The organism is Streptococcus sp. C300, from assembly GCF_000187645.1.
GTDB classification, from domain to species: domain Bacteria; phylum Bacillota; class Bacilli; order Lactobacillales; family Streptococcaceae; genus Streptococcus; species Streptococcus oralis_CQ.
Map to the genome: position 1 here is coordinate 4,603 of NZ_GL732466.1, position 2,424 is coordinate 7,026.

The 2,424-nt window shown below is 29.4% G+C and carries 1 protein-coding gene; it reads right to left on the reverse strand.

The features are described 5' to 3' along the window. A partial coding sequence (locus HMPREF0849_RS00025) for an AMP-binding protein (protein WP_009013450.1) occupies positions 1–2,381 on the reverse strand: 2,381 nt, incomplete at its 3' end. Positions 2,382–2,424 lie beyond the last annotated feature (43 nt).

A 2,424-nucleotide genomic window follows, 5' to 3' on the forward strand; every position in this document is an offset into this window, starting at 1 on the left:
TGAACTTTTATTAACCCAAATTCTACCTGGTGTTGGCTAGCCCTATTTATAGAATCTTTCAATCTAATTATTGAAGATAAATAGTCTAAATCTCTATCCATGATAATTGGGTATATAGCTGTAAACCAGCCTACAGTTCTCTCGTTTGCAATATGTTTAGTTGCTATTGTTCTTCCATGTCCCTCCATATCAATGATGATTTTTTTAGGTAAATAATTATTTAACACTGTTATAACAGCTGCTAACAAAATTACATTATTGTCTGCACCTAAAATATTCTGTACTTTTTTCATTATATTTTCTGTAATTTGATTATCAAAAATTATTTTACTTTCATTATAACTGTATGAACCACCTTCAATTGATGGTTGATTCTTTACAGTTTCTATAGTTGTATTCCAAAAAGTTCTTTCATTATCAAAAGCAGCTGATTGTTCATATTTATCTAACTCTGAAATCCAATTTTTAAACGATATAGTCTTTAACGGTAATTTAACGTTAGAGTATTCATCTTTTTCATATAAGAAGTTTAAATCATCAATTATAATTCTCCAGGAAACAGCATCAATTATCAAATGATGAGCTACCATAAATAAAAATTGCTTTTCTCCCATTTCAATTAATCTTATCTTAAATAAAGAAGAACCATCAAAAGAGAATGATTTTTGACATATTTCAAAGTATTGAGCCATTTCTTTATCTGCTGTAAATTTAACAACCTCAAAATCTAAATATGATTCATCTTCTTTACAAATTATTAATTTTCCATTGGATATCACTGCCCTAAGCATGTCGTGATATCTAAAGATAGAAGATAATATATCATTCAGCTTTTCAAAATTTAATCTCTTATTACACTCTAACAATATCGACTGATTATAGTGCTCTGGAGCTATATAGTTTGAATTGAAAAAATCAGAGATGATAGGAGTACTTCCAACTTCTCCAAAAACTGGCAAATGACTATCGTTTCGTACACTGTCTTTACAAACAAGAGCAATCTCCGAAACTGTTGGATTGGTTACAACCTCTTTTGTGCTAATTTCAAGACCTAATACCCTAAGTTTAGAAACTAGCATCATATTTTTGATGGAGTCTCCTCCAAACTCAAAAAAGTCGTCATAAATACCTAACTTATCATTACCTAAAATTTCTCTAAAGACCCTTAAAATTTCTTTTTCACGTTCATTCCTTGCATCTTTGAATTCTCGAACATCTCCCAAATCAATATCAGGTAATTTTGATGTATCTAATTTACCATTATTCGTTAACGGCAGTTCAAGTAAAGAAATAAAAAATTTAGGAATCATATAAGAAGGTAGTAGTTTTCTTAATTCTTGAATAAGATCTTGTTTGTCAATCTCAAACCCTTTTTTATAAACAATATATGAATATAGACTTATTTTCCCCGTTCTATCAACTTTATCTATAACTATACAATCATCAATTTCATTAGAGAATCTCCTTAAAATTTGTCCTTCAATTTCTTTTAATTCAATCCTATAACCATTAATTTTAACTTGTTTATCTATTCGTCCCATATACTCTATACTACCATCAGGTAATAATTTAGCTAAATCACCTGAACGATATATATTTTTTTCTAGAGTATTTGAAAATACAAACTTACACTTTGTTAATTCAGAGTTATTCAAATAGCCTGAAGAAAGTCCTTCTCCATATACACAAATTTCTCCCGGAACTCCTATTCCTGCAATCTGGTCATCATTCATTAAGTATAGTCCCATCGTTGGTAAAGGATTGCCTATATTACTTATTCCTTTTTCAATATCACTCCCCTCAATTTTATTATATGTCACATGCACAGTCGTTTCAGTTATGCCGTACATATTTACAAAAGTCACATGATTATTTCGATAATAAAATTCTTTTAATTTTAGTGGGTCTAATGCTTCACCACCAAAAATTATATATTTTAATTTAGGTAGTTGTATATCTCCTATTGCGACCATTAAAGCATAAAACGAGCTAGGAACTTGATTTAAAATAGTAACTCCATATATCTGAAGTAGTTCTATAATAGCATAGTTATCATGAACATCTTCCAAACTTGGAATAACAAGAGTGCCTCCATTCAAAATAGCACCAAAAATTTCCCATACAGAGAAATCAAAACCATAATAATGGAATAAAAGCCATACGTCTTCATTATTAAAAGAAAAATGATTCTTATCATGAAACAGTAATCTTATTACATTTTTATGGGAAATTTTGACTCCCTTTGGTTTCCCAGTAGTTCCTGAAGTGTAAATAACATATAACTGATCATCAGGCGACAATTCTATTCCTAAATTATCTTCTCGTTCTTCATCTGCAACAAAGGTTTTAAAGTCTATTGAATTGTATTCCTCAATATGCAAAGTTTTATTCGTTGATAAAAGATTAACTTAGCATCACTATCAG